Source organism: Tolypothrix sp. PCC 7712, assembly GCF_025860405.1.
In the GTDB taxonomy this organism is placed as follows: Bacteria; Cyanobacteriota; Cyanobacteriia; order Cyanobacteriales; family Nostocaceae; genus Aulosira; species Aulosira diplosiphon.
In genome coordinates this window covers 7,010,703-7,027,703 of sequence record NZ_CP063785.1, presented here as the reverse complement: position 1 = coordinate 7,027,703, position 17,001 = coordinate 7,010,703, and the positions used below count along the sequence as shown (strand labels likewise).

Annotated in this window: 13 protein-coding genes and 1 pseudogene; 1 reads left to right on the top strand and 13 read right to left on the bottom strand. The window is 40.9% G+C overall.

What is annotated here, in order from left to right:
* Positions 1 to 2 precede the first annotated feature (2 nt).
* From HGR01_RS29005 to HGR01_RS28955, 11 genes and pseudogenes are all read right to left on the bottom strand, one after another.
* A pseudogene (locus HGR01_RS29005) lies at positions 3 to 917 on the bottom strand (TonB-dependent receptor plug domain-containing protein); the annotation flags it as partial.
* A 109-nt stretch (positions 918 to 1,026) separates the two neighbouring features.
* Positions 1,027 to 1,800, bottom strand: coding sequence for a helix-turn-helix transcriptional regulator (locus tag HGR01_RS29000; protein WP_235623091.1), 774 nt, complete (start codon positions 1,798 to 1,800; stop codon positions 1,027 to 1,029).
* A 52-nt stretch (positions 1,801 to 1,852) separates the two neighbouring features.
* A complete protein-coding gene (locus HGR01_RS28995) occupies positions 1,853 to 2,032 on the bottom strand; it encodes a hypothetical protein (protein ID WP_228045228.1) in 180 nt (59 codons plus the stop codon).
* An 89-nt stretch (positions 2,033 to 2,121) separates the two neighbouring features.
* Complete coding sequence (locus HGR01_RS28990) at positions 2,122 to 2,499, bottom strand: DUF1636 family protein (protein ID WP_045872224.1); 378 nt, start codon at positions 2,497 to 2,499, stop codon at positions 2,122 to 2,124.
* 4 nt (positions 2,500 to 2,503) lie between these two features.
* The gene (locus HGR01_RS28985; RefSeq protein ID WP_045872225.1) at positions 2,504 to 3,481 is read right to left on the bottom strand and encodes an iron-siderophore ABC transporter substrate-binding protein; all 978 of its coding nucleotides are present in this window, start codon (positions 3,479 to 3,481) and stop codon (positions 2,504 to 2,506) included.
* Between the two features lie 15 nt (positions 3,482 to 3,496).
* Positions 3,497 to 6,091 (bottom strand): TonB-dependent siderophore receptor, encoded by a 2,595-nt coding sequence (locus HGR01_RS28980; RefSeq protein ID WP_045872226.1) that lies wholly within the window; start codon positions 6,089 to 6,091, stop codon positions 3,497 to 3,499.
* 118 nt (positions 6,092 to 6,209) lie between these two features.
* Positions 6,210 to 7,211, bottom strand: coding sequence for a helix-turn-helix transcriptional regulator (locus HGR01_RS28975; RefSeq protein WP_045872227.1), 1,002 nt, complete (start codon positions 7,209 to 7,211; stop codon positions 6,210 to 6,212).
* A 261-nt stretch (positions 7,212 to 7,472) separates the two neighbouring features.
* Positions 7,473 to 7,907 (bottom strand): EamA family transporter, encoded by a 435-nt coding sequence (locus HGR01_RS28970; protein WP_045872228.1) that lies wholly within the window; start codon positions 7,905 to 7,907, stop codon positions 7,473 to 7,475.
* Positions 7,908 to 8,058: 151 nt separating this feature from the next.
* Complete coding sequence (locus tag HGR01_RS28965) at positions 8,059 to 8,862, bottom strand: ABC transporter ATP-binding protein (protein ID WP_045872229.1); 804 nt, start codon at positions 8,860 to 8,862, stop codon at positions 8,059 to 8,061.
* 136 nt (positions 8,863 to 8,998) lie between these two features.
* Complete coding sequence (locus HGR01_RS28960; protein WP_045872230.1) at positions 8,999 to 10,039, bottom strand: FecCD family ABC transporter permease; 1,041 nt, start codon at positions 10,037 to 10,039, stop codon at positions 8,999 to 9,001.
* Complete coding sequence (locus HGR01_RS28955; RefSeq protein WP_045872231.1) at positions 10,036 to 11,067, bottom strand: FecCD family ABC transporter permease; 1,032 nt, start codon at positions 11,065 to 11,067, stop codon at positions 10,036 to 10,038. Before HGR01_RS28955 ends, HGR01_RS28960 begins: the two co-directional genes overlap by 4 nt.
* A 932-nt stretch (positions 11,068 to 11,999) precedes the next feature.
* On the opposite strand from HGR01_RS28955, the gene HGR01_RS28950 reads away from it, so the two are divergent.
* Positions 12,000 to 12,752, top strand: coding sequence for an alpha/beta fold hydrolase (locus HGR01_RS28950; RefSeq protein WP_045872232.1), 753 nt, complete (start codon positions 12,000 to 12,002; stop codon positions 12,750 to 12,752).
* 248 nt (positions 12,753 to 13,000) lie between these two features.
* Here HGR01_RS28950 and murD read toward each other — a convergent pair whose 3' ends face one another.
* Both murD and glyS read right to left on the bottom strand, forming a co-directional pair.
* The gene (gene murD / locus HGR01_RS28945; protein WP_045872233.1) at positions 13,001 to 14,386 is read right to left on the bottom strand and encodes a UDP-N-acetylmuramoyl-L-alanine--D-glutamate ligase; all 1,386 of its coding nucleotides are present in this window, start codon (positions 14,384 to 14,386) and stop codon (positions 13,001 to 13,003) included.
* An 89-nt stretch (positions 14,387 to 14,475) separates the two neighbouring features.
* Positions 14,476 to 16,626 carry a glycine--tRNA ligase subunit beta gene (glyS, locus tag HGR01_RS28940; RefSeq protein WP_045872234.1) on the bottom strand — a complete coding sequence of 717 codons (2,151 nt, stop codon included), beginning with the start codon at positions 16,624 to 16,626 and terminating at the stop codon, positions 14,476 to 14,478.
* Positions 16,627 to 17,001: the final 375 nt, after the last annotated feature.

Genomic DNA, 17,001 nt, shown 5'->3' with positions numbered 1-17,001 from the left:
CCCCCTGGTTGAATCTCACCATAAAGTATTGATGCTGGCCCTTTTAACACCTCAATGCGTTCTATATTAGAAACTTCGGGAATCTCCGCAAAGTCATACTGACGAAAGCCATTTTGTAATACAGGTGCTTGATCAAATCCGCGAATACTATAGTTTAAATCGCTAAAGGTATCTGCACCGTTATAGACAACACTACTAGAATTTTTTAAAGCATCCTCCAAGCGGGTTACTTGCTGTTCTTCTAACACTTGACGAGGTATCACCTGAATTGATTGGGGAATTTTCAAAATCGGTGTATCTGTGCGTGTGGCTGTAGTTGCATTCGGTGTGAAATACTGGTCTTGTTCTCCTGTAACTACTAACTCAATTGGTTCTTCTTGTGGTGTTTGGGTGACTGGTTGCGGTGACTGTGTCGCAGTCGTTGTAGATGCTACAGCAAAAATTAAGCCTTCATCCCCATCAAATAACTCAACTGTAGGCAAAACTTTCTCACCTGCGATCGTCACACGCACATTATTTGCATCTACATTCGTCACCGTAATTTCCGTAATTCCCGAAATTGGTTGATCGGAACGAAATGTAAAAGTATCTCCATTGGGTAAACGCAACTGAGCATTAGGGATGTCTGCAATCAGGTTATTACCTTCACTGCGATTTGTGACTTGCAGTTGTTCCCCTTGGTTTGTTTCTAATATTACCTCCACACCTTTATCTGTGGGATTTGCCTTAACTCCTGTAATTACTACAGTTGATTGAGCCAGTAAGATTTTCACATCAACTGTATTTTGCTGTTTTTCTGATGCCAATACCTGTGCAGGTTGGCATACACTACAGATGATACCCAGTACCAACCAGAGATGAATTTTCAGTGATAATGCCAAACCCTTGCTGCTAGAAACAAAACGCCAACTTTTCATGCTACTCCCTACACACCTAAGAATAATCTTGCTTATTGCGTATATTTCTTAATTGCTAACAACCAGAGTGTAAAAGAGTAGAACTAGTTGAGTCTATCCCAAAACAGTCTTATAGTCCCGAAACCAGCTTTTTACCTAAACAACATTCTCGTGGTGTGATCCCAAACTTACGCTTAAAAGCTGCTGCAAAATGTCCTAAATGAGAATAGCCGACAATATTAGCCACTTCCGCCACTGTAAAATCACTATTCTGTAATAGCTGATGCGCTTGTTCCATACGCTGATTTGTCAAATAACCAAACACCGTTGTACCAAACTGTATCTGAAATCCTCTTTGCAGGGTACTTTCACTCACACCTACCTGTTGAGCCAATTCTGATAGTAACGGTGGATTCTCCAACCGAGCTTGTAAAATTTCTTTGGCATGATGAATTTTACCAACAGTTTCCCTTTTTAATCGTGGTAGTAATTGCTTTACCGAATGATCTTCTAAAAAAGGAGCTAATTGCAAAGCCATTAATTCTATGACTTTACCCTGTAAATACATCCGCTTAGTTATTCCTTGATAGGGACAGTGAAGAATTTGCAGCACAACACTTTGAATAGCTGGATTAGTTGGAGAGTAAAGTAGTGTTTGCCAATCGCTTTCTTTTGCCAAAAATTTAAATTGTGGCAGCATTTCTCCGTCTTTTTTAGGGAAAAAAGTCTTTAATAAATGGGGTGGCATTTCTATATCAACACCCAAAATTCTTTGGGAATGGTGATAGCAAATATCAATTTTTTGCTGCATTCCACCACCAGAAATAAAGGTATTTCTATTTTCTCTCCCCATCTGCCCATAAGTATCTGTATACATCCCTAAAGCTAACGCATGAAATTGCAAGGGATGATGGTTAATGGGGGTTTTTAGTACAATATCCTGATGATATTCTTGATCAAAAATACATAACCAAAGTTAGAGGATATACTTCAATTGTGCGGTAGTAGCCTCTACCAAGCTGTTTGGGCATTTGATCGAGATATTCATCTGCTTCCAAACCTGGGGACGAAGTACTATTTTCCTTGCTTGCTTTTAAAAGTTCATTGTAGTCTTGACTACTTAAAGTAATCGTCATTGTCAGGAATTGCCCACATTAATGATAATTATTTGCAATAATTTTACCATTAAGTCGAGAGATAAGAATGCTAAAGATAAATAGTTTGGCTACCTTTCTCCAGGCGGAACTTGCGCGAAAATAGCAGACTGTAACACTTCAGGTAATTGTTTCCAAGCTATATTGCCTTTGCGACTCTTGATATACAATTGCATAAATTCTAGTAACGATGCGGCGCTTTCTTCTGGAGACAAATTGACAAAAAGATAGGTGGGTTTGTCTGGGTGAGAAGCAGCTACAACACAGCCGTGATTACAAGCCCACAAACATTCAACGGGTTTAATCTCTAGTTCATTTAGTGAATATTTCTCTTTACATAAATCATTTAATTTTTCAAGTAAAATATCCCCATCAAAAGGGGGATTTTCTGGTCGTTCTTGGGAGGAACGATGACAGGATTTGCAGACAAATAAATTATATTTTGACATAATTTTAAGTGATGTTAACTATGTATTGATCGAGGTCATCAAGCATTGCATAAGCTGCAAGAATATTCAATCCCCGCCAAACAGAAAAATCTACTAGATAAACTTGATTTTGTTGTACAGCTTTGATTTTAAACCATAAAGGCTTTTGCTGAAGCTGTTGGATAACTGAGTAATCATCTTTTTGTAGCGGTGCAATAAACAGGATATCGCTATCAATCTTGGGTAACAATTCTTCCGAAAGAGGTAAATCATTGTCACCAGATTCGGCAAATATAGGATTTAATACGCCAATGTCATGTAAAATTCCCCCTGCAAAAGATTTTTGACGAGTAATTACTAATCTCCCGGCAGCGACATAAGCAAATGATATGCGATTTTTTTGATGATTATTACCAACTGTCTGCTTTAATTGGTTAACACGTTGGTTATAGTAATTTATTAATTGAATACCTGTTTCTGTCTTGTTGAAAATTTTAGCAGTATCTTGAATGTGTTGTTTCCAATTTCCTTGAGTTTCAACCCAAGGTAGAATTACTGTGGGTGCTATTTGCGATACATATTTATAAATTCCGGCAAATCCTGGATGAGAAATCACAATAATTAAATCGGGATGGAGTAAAACAAGTTTTTCTAAATTAATTTGACTGCTAGAACTTCTTAATATTTCTACTCCATCTGCTTTTCCTTGAAAGTAAGGAAAGTCATCTTCTATTTCCGTTGTAATCCAAGTGGCGATCGGTTTGATGTCTAAAGCCAAAATAGCTGCAAAACTATTGAAATCTAAGGTGACAATTCGTTGTGGATTGAGGGGAATACAAGTTTCTCCTCTGGCGTGTTCTACTACTCGACATTCTAGACTTGGTTGTGGAGATTGTGAAGTCGCAACTTCATCAGAAACACTTTTGCTACAAGCGCAAACAAGTGTAAATATCGTAATTACTAGACATAGCACAGAGGTGAGACGATAAAGAAACCTGTTCATGAAAACCTAGACTTTTCAAAACTCCCAAGAAATAGTTCCCTGGACGGTAAATGGCGCACCAGGAGAGACGCGCAAGCGACTAAAAGCATTTTCAAAATAGTCTACGTTAAAGAGGTTTTTGATATTGATTGCTGCACGTAATCTGTCTTTTTTGTAGAAAATAGCAGCATCTGTAGTGAAATAACTAGGTACTTCAAATGTATTTCCAGTGTCGCCAGTGCGATCGCCTACATAAAACAATCCCAAACCAAAGCCTAAACCCTGCAAGTTACCACGTTGAATTTCATAGGTTGTCCATAAGCTAGCAGCATGGGGCGTTGTCCGTTGTACGCGGTTACCTACGGGAATGCTATTATCTTGGGTAACACGGGCATCGTTATAGGCATAACTAGCAAACACATTCCATCCTGGTAATATTTCACCTGCAAGGCTGAGTTCAATACCCTGGCTGCGCTGTTCTCCTGTTTGTATGGAAAAACCTACATTATTGGGGTCTTCAGTTAAAACGTTCGATTGGGTAACGTCATAGAAAGCTAGTGTAGCCGAAAGCCTATCATGAAAATCGGTTTTCACCCCAACTTCATACTGTGTACCCTTTGTCGGCTCAAAGTCGCTCCCATCAAAGGCTTGACCAATAGCAGGTTCAAAGGAGCGGCTATAGTTTGCATACAGGGAAATAGCCGGGATTGGCTGATATACAATACCTATACGGGGACTAAACGCGCTTCCTGATTGACTGGTTTCTGTTGTGGCGAGAAAGTCTCTATTGATTTGGGTGAAGGTATCAAATCGACCACTTAGGAGTAATTTTAAATTATCGGCAATTGTTACCTGATCTTGTACTATAAAACCCAGCTCATCAGTGACGGTATTAGTATCAAGCTCAAATGTAACTGCTCCTGGTGCTTGACCGTAAATCGGATTGAATATGTCAATGGGTGCGCCGATTCTACTTGTAAATTTTAAGGTATTGTTCAGCCTTCCTAAATCGATACCAAATAGTAATTGATGCTCAATTGCACCTGTGGCAAACTTGCCGATCACATTTGTTGTGAGTCTATAATCACGATAGCGATCGTTGGAATCGTTAGCTGTTCTCAGTAGGGTGCGATTATCGTCTAAAAGCCTTGTCCCAATATTGACACCAGCACTATCGTAGTTCAGGTATCCATACCGAAAAGAATTATTTAATGACCAATTCTCATTAAATTTATGCTCTAATCGATATCCCAGCCTGGTAGTTGTCACATTCAGCTCGCCTTCATTGGTAATGCGACTACGAGGTATCTCGCCATTTGGATTAGAAAATAGCGTTCCAATCGCCGGTAACCCTAAATTGTAGTTTTCCTGCTCTAAGTATTTATAAGTTCCTTCAATGGTCAGATTTGTATTTTTGCTCAGTTCTAGACTCAAAACCGGCGCAATTACTAAGTTTCTAGTTTGGCTCAAATCTGTAAAAAACCCTTGTTCTCTGTAAGATGCATTCAGCCGATAAAGGGCTTTTTTATCATCATCTAGAGGCCCCGATAAATCCACCTCACCACGATAAAAATCAAAACTACCTACAGTTGCTTCAATAAAGTAGTAAGGATCTCGTAAAGGCTGTTTGGTGACAAAGTTCACTGTTCCACCTGGAGATGTGGAACCAAGTAAAACTGAGTTTGGCCCTAGAAGAATTTCGATATTTTCGATTCCTGTCAAATCAGGCCCCACGTTAGAGGCTAAACCGTTAGTTTCTTTAATTCCATTCAATGTGGGTTGGCTAAAAAAGCCTCGCACTTGCAAGCGCAATGAATCAAAGTTAGAAGGTGCTGCGTTACGTACACTGGGAGCATTTAACAACGCACTAGATATATCTGCGCGTTGATCCCGCAATACTTGTTGGGGAATAATTTGAATCGATTGGGGAATATCTCGCAGAGGTGTATCTGTCCGCGTTGCGGTTGAAGCATTGGGTATGCGATATCCCTCTTCTTCTCCTGTAACTACCAACTCGATTGGCTCATCTTGCTGCGCTGCTGGCTGTTCTGGGGGTTGTTGGGTTGTCGTTGTCGGAGATACAATTGCAAAAATCAGCCCTTCATCCCCATCAAACAACTCAACTGTGGGCACAGCTTTCTCACCCACTACCATGACTCTTATATTATTGGCATCAATATTTGTAACTGTGATTTCCGTAATTCCCGCAATTGGCTTTTCTGAACGGAAGGTGAAAGCTTCGCCCGAAGATAAACGTAACTGAGCATTGGGAACATCTGCAATAAAGTTATTACCTTCAGTACGATTTGTGATTTGTAGTTGTTCTCCTTGGGTTGTCTCTAAAATTACTTCTACACCTTTATCTGTGGGATTGGCTTTGACACCTGTAATTGGTACAACATTAGTTTGTGGTGTCTGTACCAACATCTGCGCGCTGGTAGCAGGAAGTTCAATGTCACTAATTTGGGGAATTGGGGAATTCTTGATTATTTGTGGGTTTAAAGACGGTACTTCTGGATTTTGGGTTTTATCCTTTGCCCATCCTGGTTGTACTAACATCATATTGAAGTATCCAGAAAGGCTGATTAGAAACCATAAACTCACATTAGCGGACAAACACCAACGCTTCATCGTTCCTCACACACAATAAAAATATCAAACCCAAGCAACTTATTGCTAATTATTCTTAATAGCAATTAGGGGTAGTATAGGAAAGTCGATCGCCAGGTGTCTATCCAAAAACCGCCATTTATTTGCCAAAAACCGCCTTGTTACCTGCCAAACATTGACTGGGTGTGATGCCAAATCGTTGTTTAAATGCTGCGGAAAAATGACCTAAATGTCCATAGCCTACTAGATTCGCTACCTCTGCAACTTTGCGATCGCCTTGGCGTAGTAATTTTTCGGCTTTGTCTAACCGCAACTGTGTCAAATAGCCTACCACTGTTGTTTGAAAAAGTATTTGAAACCCGCGTTGCAAAGTGCGATCGCTCACTCCCACTAGTTGAGCTAATGCTGATAATGATGGTGGATGTTCGATTTGGGCGGTTAAAATTTCTTTGGCGTGATGGATACGGGCAATTGTATCTGGTTTGAGCCTTGGTAAATTGCGAATTGGTTCTTGACTGTCAGCAATTAAGTCTACATACAAGGCTAATAACTCAAATACCTTGGCTTGTAAATAAAGACGTTTAGCCGCACCGTGATAAGGTGGATGCCATAATTCTTGAGCAAGCGATCGCATTTTTGCTGTCACCTTTGGGTAAAAGGCTACTTTCCAATCCTCACCCTTGAATAGTTGCTTGATATTATCTAGTTGGCGTTGTCTGTCGTCCAAAAACGATTCCAGCACCTGTGGCGCAATTTCCACATTCACAAAACTCAAACGCCCTCCACTTTGATGCTTTTCGGTAACTGCGGGCGAAACCCCACTACCAGAAAAATAACTGCGCGTCTCATCCAAACGCGGGTGAACTCCCTCACAGTCAAGGAATCCTGATAATAAAATATTAATTTGAATCAAATGGTCGTGGGCAGGTATCTCGATCGTCAAATCCTGGTGGTATTCGCAATCCGCAAAACCCAACGACACCCCAGGAGATAGTTCTATATGACCAGAATAACCTTGACCAGCAACTTGCGGCATCTCCAAAACTTCCTCAAACGCATCAGAGCCAAACTTTTGCAGTTCAGGGGTGACAGTCTGCTGCCACATTTTATCCCAGTCCGATTTATTGAGGATTAATGTCATGATGGGGCTGTGGACTCAAAAATAGTTAATTGCTATATATTATCAATAACTATATCACACTAGCTTGTATATAGAGGTATAGGCTTGAGGGTGATGGTCATAACTGGGATTGATTAATCAAGGTTTGTGGGGAAATGAAGGTAATCATATAAGCATGAATTTCTAGGATCTAATTAGGAAACTATCTTAATTAAATTTGGCGATCGTTACATAGAAGCACAACGGAGATGCGATCGCGAACGATGAGAATATCTTGACCTTTCAACGAATCAAAATCAGTGTACCAGTTACAATCAAGCTAGTTCCTAATATCACAGATAGAGTTAACTGTTCTTGAAGAAATAGTACGGAAAATATCAGCACTAAAACTAAACTCGATTTGTCTAAAGGTGCGACTAAAGAAGCTTTTCCAACTTGTAAAGCGCGAAAGTAAAACAACCAAGATAAGCCTGTGGACAACCCAGATAAGATGAGAAATAGTAGGGTTTTTGGACTAATCGTCAGTATTGTATCTAGCTGTCCTTTCGCCACAACCCAACCCCAAACCATGATTAAAATTACTACTGTGCGGATGGCGGTTGCGACATTAGGGTTAATCGTTTCGACTCCAATCTTGGCAAATATCGTCGTCAAAGCTGCAAAAAATGCTGATAACAAGGCATAAAATATACTCGTTGCTTCGTTGTTATCTAACATTTTTTATCCCCAATTGCATAACTAATTATTGAAAAGTACTATAGGAATCCGATTTGATTTCTGAAAAAATCTCAGTAAGCCGTAATGCACGAAAAGCTTTGGCGATGATGTCGTATTCTCGCTGCTAACGCATCCTACTACTTTTTACTTTTTACTTTTTACTTCTTAATTTGCCCTTGCGTCCTATAGGTACACACATGGGTGTTCCCAAAACTGGATCAGAAACAACACGACATTCTAAACCAAAAACCTCTTTTACCATCTCTTCAGTCATTACTTGTTTTGGTTCGCCAGCCGTAAAAATTCTTCCTTGTTTCACAGCAACTAGATAATCCGCATAACGACAAGCCTGATTCAAATCATGCAGCACCATGACAATGGTTCGTCCTTGATACTGATTTAATTCATATAACAAATCTAAAACTTCTATTTGATGTGCTAAATCTAAAAAAGTAGTCGGTTCATCTAATAGTAAAATATCTGTATCTTGCGCCAGTGCCATTGCAATCCAAGCACGTTGGCGTTGTCCGCCAGATAAGGTATCTAAGGCTCTATCTGCTAACTCTAATAAATCTGTAATTAAGAGCGCCTGTTGTACAATTCTTTCATCTTTAGCTGACCACTGCTGCAACCAATTTTGATAAGGATAACGACCTTGAGCAACTAAATCTCTGACTGTTAATCCTTCTGGTGCTACTGGACTTTGGGGTAAAATTCCCAATTGTTGTGCTACTTCTTTAGTAGACAAATTAAAAATCGAAGTGCTATCAAGATATACGGTACCACCAATAGGTTTAAGCAATCTCACTAAACCTCGTAATAAAGTTGATTTACCGCAACCATTCGCGCCCACTAAAGCCGTAATTTTTCCCGTGGGAATTGCTAAATTTAAGTCTCGGATAATAGGCACGCCATCGTAAGCTAAAGACAAACTTTTGGTGGATAATCCTTTCATAGTTGTTATTATATTCACTGTTGACTGTTGACTGTTGACTGTTGACTGTTGACTATTGACTGTTGACTGTTGACTGTTGACTGTTGACTGTTGACTGTTGACTGTTGACTGTTGACTGTTGACTGTTGACTGTTGACTATTTTTTGCGATTGCGAATTAATAAATAGAGAAAATAAGGTGCGCCAATCGCAGCAGTTACCACTCCACAGGGAATTTCGATAGGTGCAAATATAGTTCTTCCAAAGAAGTCTGATGCCACAACCAGCATTCCGCCTAATAATGCAGAAGTGGGAATTAAACCTTGATGATTTGTACCTACTAACTGTCTGCCTAAATGGGGTGTAATTAATCCTACAAAGCCAATCATTCCCGCTGTGGCGACGGCTGCACCTGCTAAGGCTACACCGACTAGGACAAGTAAACCCCGTTGCCATTCCACACGAGTACCTAAACCTTTGGCAACATCATCTCCCAAATTTAAGACATTTAAATGTCTGGCTAATATCATCGCCATTGGGATAAAAATAATTAACCAAGGTAAGAAGGAAAAGACTTGTTCCCAGGTGCGTCCGTAGACGCTACCAGCTAACCACACCAAAGCATCACTGACGCTATAAATATCGCCAAAGGTAATTAATAAGCTGGTGAATGCGCTGGCGATCGCAGATAATCCCACACCCATTAAAATAAACAGAACCGGAGAACTACCATTGTTCCAAGCTAAGGAGTAAATTAAACCAGCCATTAATAAAGCACCAACAAAGGCTGATAAAGGCAAAGTATAAATGGGTGTTGATGGAAATAATACAATTACTGCAACGGCTGCTAGACTTGCTCCTGCATTGATCCCAATAATGCCAGGATCGGCTAATGGGTTACGCGCAATCCCTTGAAAGATAGTCCCAGAAATAGCTAATGCCATTCCTACCATGAAAGCTACGAGGGTACGAGGTAGGCGCAGATTGTAAATCACAAACCCATGATCTGGGTTACTTGTATCTATACCCAACAAAGTTTTGACGATATCTAAGGGCGAAATCGGATACTCACCCCGTCCTAAATTCATCACCATCGCTACCATAACCGCTACTGCCAAACATAGCAGCATCAAAGGTACACGTCGGTCTATGCGAAAAGATATCGCCTCGGAACGGATGACTAGCCAATCCAATTTCATTTTTTCACCTTCGATTTAGCCAAGTAGACAAAAAAGGGTGCGCCAATCAATGCTGTCATTACTCCCACGGGTAATTCCTGGGGTTTGAGTAATACACGCGCTGCTATATCTGCAACTAGCAGTAAACTGGCACCAACTATTGCGGAATAAGGCAAAATCCAACGGTAATCGGCTTTGATAAAAAAGCGCACGATATGGGGAACGACTAAGCCAATGAAGCCAACTGGCCCGGCTAGAGACACGGAACTTCCCGCCAGTAATACAATTGCGATCGCAGTGGCAATTTTCACCCAAAGAGTCTGTTGACCCAAGCCTTTGGCTACATCTTCCCCCAGACTCATGGTTGTAATTTGTCTACCAAGGGCAAAGGCTACCACTAAGCCAATCACGACGAAAGGTAATGCTGACAACAATATATTGATATCCCTTCCAGCTAGGGAACCAGCTAACCAAAAGCGAATTTCTTCTAAGGTGCGTTGACTAACTATGAGAATCGCCGTGGTGAGGGAAGAAATCAAAGCCGTGAGTGCTGCACCTGCTACGGTGAGATTTAATGGTGTAGCTCCTCCTTTTCCTAGAGAGGCTAGAACGTAGACTAACATTGCGGTTGCGCCTGCACCCACAAACGCCACAATGGTTAAAACACTGACAGAGGGACTACCAAACACAAAAATTGTGGCAACTACAGCTAATGCGGCTCCTGACTCAATACCCAAAATCCCTGGGTCTGCTAAGGGGTTGCGTGTCAAACCCTGCATTAATGCGCCAGCAACTGCCAAAGCCGATCCTACCAGCAGCGCAATGAGCGATCGCGGTAATCTCACTGTCTGAATCACTAGATGTTCGTAAGAACCATCAAAGATGAGGAAGGATTCTAGAATCTTGTTTATAGATATTTCTGCTGCCCCTAAAGTAACACTGTACACCAAGCAAGTTAGCAGAATCAGTATGCCCAGAATTAGACCCGCTAATGGCGATATTTTCGGTTTGTTCCAGTTCCGGGGCGATGCTGTGGTTGCTCTTGTCATTATCTTTTGATTAATTGAAAATTATCTTCATTTAGTTAAGCTAGTTGTGTCCTCTTTGACATTTGCAATCCCAACATCTTAATTGAGAATTTTTATAGAACTACTGAGTATGTATACAAGGTACATCCCTTTCATATTTAGCTTTGCAGCCTCAAATGAGCGATCAGTCTCAAGATTATACTTTATACTTATTAGTAGTTTTTTTCAACTGCTTCTGTGTTTGTTTCATGAACAGAAGACGAGGTGATCTGCATATTGGCAAATATAAAGTTGGGGAAAGCAACTAACCTGAGACAGCCTTTGATAGTTGCACAGTCATATTCAAGGAGCGCGATCGCAGCCTCCTAAATCTGCATAATATTTAATTCCCAGAGTCATTATTAATAATAAATATCAACTATTTAAGCAAAATTATTGTCAAATCCCGAGCTACTTCTTTGCTCTCAAATAAGATAAGCAAGGTAAAATGAAGTTGAAACTCAATATATCCCAAGTATAAAGGGTATTTACCTGAGTATATTTGCCAAATATCCATTTTTTACTGTTATTCACCCTGATTTGGCATTCTAGAGTAGCTGTAAATACGTTATCCTGACTAGCTCACGGTAAGTTTGACAAAAATTCTCCTAAAATTACTGCAAATAAATCTCAATTAATCTGATAAGATATGCTCGGAGCTTATTGAATATCTATATCAATAAGTATTTACACACCACAACCATGATCTCTAACTGGTTGAATTTTGAATTGGTATAACTCTGTATGTATAGGACTTATATTTGATTTTTGAAAAAAACTAAGTACACTTTTATTTCTTCTTCCCTGTTAAGAGTTCCCTGTTCCCTCCCTACGCAAATAATTTCTCCGAATCAAAGCGGATTCCTATATTTGTGGTTTTGAAGTTACTTAATTTTTGAGGTTTGAGAGTTTTTATGTCTGATGATATTGATGTTGTGTGGGTCAATTCTAGTACTGTATTGCAGCGTTTCGATCAACCATTGTTACAACATATATCGCAATATATGAATGTGGCTCAGTGGGAATATCGTCACGGTAAAGATGAAGGTAGTTCGATAGATGAGGCTGTAAGTTTATTGCATGAGTATTTGTCACAATGTCCCCATTCCATACATTTAGCAGGTCATGGTGCGGGTGGTGCGATCGCATTAATCTATGCAAGGCGCTACCCGCAAAAAGTGCGATCGCTCACTCTCCTAGCTGTCGCTTCTCAACCTGCAAATACTTGGCACGCTCACTACTATCTGCAAAGACAACTATTTACTATCAGCCGTGAGCAGGTTTTAGCAATGAATGTTCGCAATCTCTTTGGCGAACAACCACATTACACTACTAAAAAGCTAGTGGCGGTGTTAAATAAAGATTTAGAACAGTCTCCCTTATCACATTCTCTATTCAAGTTAATTGATTTACCTCAAGATGGAGTTTCTATGCCTATGATGGTATGTGGTAGCAAAAATGATCCAATTGTCAGTTCACCTGCATTATTAGGCTGGTCAAAGTGGTTTAAACCTGAAGATTATCTCTGGGAATGTCCAAGAGGGCATCATTTTTTTCATTATTTCTATCCGCAAAAAGTCGGGGAACAAATATTAAATTTTTGGCAAACATCTCATTTTCAAACAATACTGCCATCTCAAATTGTTTCTCCGAATTTGATAAATTAGCCAGTTTTTATTTAGGGGCGTAGATACACCCCTATTAATTTATTCCAAGCTTTAAATATTATTGATAACTTGCGCTGAAACTAAATCGTCAATGTTGGTTGGGTGTAAGAGTTGTGAGCAACCCTGAAAGTATTGAAAAATCAGGGTTGAGGGTAAACGTCATTACCTCTCAACTGGTGTTACTGATACCAAAGCTAACCGCAAACTAGCCGAAATGAAAGCTACTGTATTTATGCAACGCCGAATTTTTAAATTTGCATTGGTTTGATTCCCACCCAATCCAAGCAAAGTTGGCGGAAATGATCGCCCCGTACTTCAAAATTGGGATATTGGTCAAAACTAGCGCAAGCTGGAGAAAGCAGCACGACAGTAGCTTGGTGCTTTTTGGCTAATTCTGCGGCTTGGGGAATTGCCTTGTCCATCGTTTCCACAATTTTATAATTAGCATACCCCACCTCTTGCAGACGTTGGGCAAATGCTGGGGCGGCGTTACCAATTAATAAAACGGCGGCGGCTTGGGCTTGAATTTTGGCTAACCAGCCTGTGTCATCACCGGCTTTGGCTTCACCACCGGCAATCAAAATTGCTGGGCTTTTCACCGATGCTAAACCAACCTCCGCTGCATCGTAGTTGGTGGCTTTGCTATCGTTGATAAAATCAATACCTTCCCAAGTGCAGATATGCTCTAAACGATGGGCTACACCAGGGAATTCGCGAATAGCGCGGGAAATCGCATCGGCATCAATTTTTGCTAATCTTGCGGCTGCAACTGCCATGAGGAGGTTTTGCTGGTTATGTTCTCCTACCATCCGCAAAGCAGAGGCTTCTACAATCGGTTCTGGTGTGGAGGTTGCAGACAATTTTTCTATTACCCAGCCATCTTCAATATAAAAGCCTTTGTCACCTATGAGGTAATCTTGACCTTTGACACTTGTCCAATAGGCATCAGGCCAATCACTTAAACCTACTTTACTCAAATAGGCATCATCGCCATTGAATACTTGTAGTTGCGATTTATGTAAGAGCTGGGCTTTAATTTTATAGTAATTATCTAAAGTTTTGTGGCGACTGAGATGATCTGGCGTGAATGTCGTCCAAACACCTATTCTCGGCGCGAGAGTTACAGAAGATTCTATTTGATAACTACTGATTTCTCCTATTACCCAATCTGGCTGTTTTGCAGCTAAAGCAACTTCGCAAGCTGCATAGCCAATGTTACCGCAAGCAGGGGCATCTAAACCCGCAGCTTGAAAAATTGCTGCAATTAAAGCAGTAGTAGTAGTTTTACCATTTGTGCCAGTAATACCTACCCAAGGTGGAGTTTGTAAATATCGCCAAGCCAGTTCCATTTCACCGATAGTTTCAATACCTAATTCTCTGGCTTGAACTAATACCGGAATCTCCCAAGGTACACCAGGGCTGACAACTATTAATTGCGGTAAATCAGCTGTATTGAATTCTAGGGAGTACCCCAATTTTACAGTTATGTTTTCTGTAGCAAGTTCTTGTTGTTGTTTGAGGAGGGTTTCGGAGGTGTTACTATCACTTAGCACCACCTCCCAGCCTTCCCGTCGCAACAATCTTGCCGCAGCAATACCGGATTTTCCTAATCCAATGACAGCAGATCTAGGCATAGATTGTGTGTAGCAGAGTCTCCCTGGTTAAGCACTACTGATCGTAGCGTTTATTGGCAAAAATTACACCTACTTTTTGTTTATTTAAGCTACAAATTTTTGACAATTGCACCAAAGTCCGCTAAAACACGGGCATGATTGCGAAGTAGTCCTAACAAATTTAACCGATTGCGTTTAATTTCTGGATCGGAGTCCATTACTAACACGCTATCAGCACCATCGAAAAAGGTACTTACAGTAGGTGCGATTTTACTTAATGCTGTTATTAGCAGCTCATAATTACGCGATCGCTGTGCAGCTTGGGTCTGGGGTACCAATTCGACTATGGCATTATAGAAAGCTGCTTCTGAGGACTTTTGGAAGAGTTCTTGCCGAACTAGGTTAGCTGGTTCTAACTGTGCGGTATCCAAATCACCTTGGGCAGCTAACCTTGTGGAACGGTTAACAGTTTCATAGATGGTATCTAAAGTACCATCGCGGCGAATTTGCTGCAAGTATAAAGCGCGATCGCGGACATCTAATAAATCCTTGAGTGTCCGTTCCGTATATTCGGGGTCATTCTCTCCTAAAACGGCATTTACCAGGTCATAATCAATTTGTTTTTCTTCTTGCAAGAGGGTGCGGATACGTTGCAAGAAAAATTCGCGCAATGAGGTAATTAATGATGCCTGGTCTTTGTTATATGCAGTGACAAAATCGCTGGTAATTTGTGCTAATAACTCAGCTAAATTGATTGGTAAATTTGCTGACCAGGTAATGTTAACTACAGCATTTGCAGCCCGACGCAAAGCAAAGGGATCTGAGGAACCACTGGGGATTAAACCTAGACCAAAAATACTAACTAAGGTATCTAATCTATCTGCTAAACCGACAACTTGACCTGTAAGTGTTTCCGGTAAAATATCATCTGCGCCCCTGGGTAAGTAATGCTCAAAAATTGCTCTAGCAACTTCGGAATTTTCGCCACTGGCTAAAGCATACTTCTCGCCCATTACCCCTTGTAATTCAGGGAATTCATAAACCATTTGGGTGACAAGGTCAGCTTTACACAGCAATGCAGCTTTGTGAACATTTTGGCGTTGAGTTTCGGTTAATTGCAGTTGGTTAGCAATTTGTCCCGCAATTTTGACGATTCTATCTACCTTTAACCGTAGAGAACCCAAATCTTCTTGAAAAGTGACTTTTTCTAACTGTGGTAAAAAGCTTTCTAAAGGTTTAGCTAAATCAGTTTTATAGAAAAATTGCCCATCGGCTAATCTAGCTCTAATTACCCTTTCATTACCCACAGCAATCACATCGGCTTTGCTAGGATCGCCGTTAGAAATAGTGATGAAATTGGGCAATAAGTCTTTGCTATTTTCAGTTTTAAATACGGGGAAATAACGCTGGTGACTGACCATTACCGTAGTAATCACCTCCGTCGGCAAGTTCAAAAATTCGTCTTCAAATTTACCCACCACCGTAGAAGGATACTCAACCAAGTTTGTCACTTCGGCTAATAAATCTGGGTAAATTTCCGTAGCACCGCTTAACGTTTGGACTGATGCCTTCACTTGTTCTTGGATAGTTGTGGTGCGTTCCTCAGCATCCACGACCACAAAAGCAGACCGCAGAGTGCTAACATAATCATTAGCTTGGGAAATGGTGACCGTTTCCGGATGTAAGACACGATGACCACGAGAAATGCGATCGCTTTTCACTACCTTAGAAGCATTTACCAACTCAATCGGCAATACCTCTGCATCTAACAAAGCCACCAGCCAGCGAATCGGGCGGGAAAAGCGCACATCCCCATCGCCCCAGCGCATCAACCGCTTACCTTCTAAAGCATAAATCCACTGCGGCACCAGTTCTGTTAAAATATCCGCTACGGGACGACCAGCAATGCTTTTGTTGACAAACACAAAATCGCCCTTGTCAGTGGGGCGAACTTGCAGCGCTTCGATTTCCACACCTTGCTTTTTCGCAAATCCCAAGGCGGCTGGTGTGGGTTTACCATCTTTAAAAGCTGCTTGTGCGGGAGGGCCTTTAATTTCCTCTTCCCTGTCTGGTTGCCGAGATGGTAGACCTTTAATCAGTACCGCCAACCGTCGCGGAGTCCCGTAAACCTCCACTGCATCACTAGTAAGGCTGTGAGTAGAAAGACTTTGAGGAATTAGCGATCGCCATTGTACTATGGCATCCCCCAGAAAGCTTGCAGGTAGTTCTTCTGTTCCAACTTCCAATAAAAATTCCGGCATAAGGCAGTTTATCTAAAACAGTCAGTTTCAACAGTTTACCTCGCCTGTCATGCTGACTGCTCCCTTGGGGGCTTTCCAAATAAAAAAATACCGTATCGCTGTTTTCGCAGAGGGAGCAGAGGAGGCAGAATGACGAGCATCGCTTTCGTAGTGAAGCCTGGATAATTTAATTTTTGGAAGTTCCTGAATTTTCTACTTTTTTTGGGACTTTTCCGATTTTTACCTATAGCCTGATGAAGTTAATCGTAGAGAAAACGTGCAGTAGGGAACAATTTTTATTTTCTCGTTTCCCTGGAGCTAGGGAAACGAGAAAATTTTCTTATTTCACCCGGAATTTCATTTATCAGTAGTGAAGTTGATACAGCATTACCAAAA

Excerpts from the sequence above, each read along its gene's own strand:
- HGR01_RS28980 (WP_045872226.1), bottom strand. The coding sequence starts at position 6,091 with ATGAAGCGTTGGTGTTTGTCCGCTAATGTGAGTTTATGGTTTCTAATC.
- murD (WP_045872233.1), bottom strand. The coding sequence starts at position 14,386 with ATGCCTAGATCTGCTGTCATTGGATTAGGAAAATCCGGTATTGCTGCG.
- HGR01_RS28955 (WP_045872231.1), bottom strand. The coding sequence starts at position 11,067 with ATGACAAGAGCAACCACAGCATCGCCCCGGAACTGGAACAAACCGAAA.
- HGR01_RS28950 (WP_045872232.1), top strand. The coding sequence starts at position 12,000 with ATGTCTGATGATATTGATGTTGTGTGGGTCAATTCTAGTACTGTATTG.
- HGR01_RS28985 (WP_045872225.1), bottom strand. The coding sequence starts at position 3,481 with ATGAACAGGTTTCTTTATCGTCTCACCTCTGTGCTATGTCTAGTAATT.
- glyS (WP_045872234.1), bottom strand. The coding sequence starts at position 16,626 with ATGCCGGAATTTTTATTGGAAGTTGGAACAGAAGAACTACCTGCAAGC.
- HGR01_RS28965 (WP_045872229.1), bottom strand. The coding sequence starts at position 8,862 with ATGAAAGGATTATCCACCAAAAGTTTGTCTTTAGCTTACGATGGCGTG.
- HGR01_RS28975 (WP_045872227.1), bottom strand. The coding sequence starts at position 7,211 with ATGACATTAATCCTCAATAAATCGGACTGGGATAAAATGTGGCAGCAG.
- HGR01_RS28995 (WP_228045228.1), bottom strand. The coding sequence starts at position 2,032 with ATGACGATTACTTTAAGTAGTCAAGACTACAATGAACTTTTAAAAGCA.
- HGR01_RS28960 (WP_045872230.1), bottom strand. The coding sequence starts at position 10,039 with ATGAAATTGGATTGGCTAGTCATCCGTTCCGAGGCGATATCTTTTCGC.
- HGR01_RS28970 (WP_045872228.1), bottom strand. The coding sequence starts at position 7,907 with ATGTTAGATAACAACGAAGCAACGAGTATATTTTATGCCTTGTTATCA.
- HGR01_RS28990 (WP_045872224.1), bottom strand. The coding sequence starts at position 2,499 with ATGTCAAAATATAATTTATTTGTCTGCAAATCCTGTCATCGTTCCTCC.